The organism is Pseudomonas sp. SIMBA_067 (assembly GCF_046534675.1).
GTDB classification, from domain to species: Bacteria; Pseudomonadota; Gammaproteobacteria; order Pseudomonadales; family Pseudomonadaceae; genus Aquipseudomonas; species Aquipseudomonas putida.
Window position 1 is genome coordinate 1 of record NZ_JAWRYH010001421.1, and the last position, 233, is coordinate 233.

The window sequence follows — 233 nt, forward strand, 5'->3', positions numbered from 1 at the left end:
GGGCAGCGTAATATTGACGTCGCCCTGCCACGGCAGATTTCCGCCCAGCTGCTTGCTGACAGCTGCAGGAAGCTGGCTGATTTTAGCGGGCTGCCAGTCGCCCTGAAGTTTGACGTTCACGCCAAAGTCGTCCGGATTCTCTTTGGTGCTGAAACGCACGCCCATCGGCTGACCAAACCAGTTCGCACGCAGATCCTCACTGGCCACATTGCCGTTGTCGTAACGGAAGCGCC

General features: G+C 58.8%; 1 protein-coding gene. It reads right to left on the bottom strand.

Annotated elements, in window-relative coordinates:
• The coding region (locus SB765_RS34080) for a DUF3971 domain-containing protein (RefSeq protein ID WP_410933086.1) at positions 1-233 on the bottom strand (233 nt) is incomplete at both ends.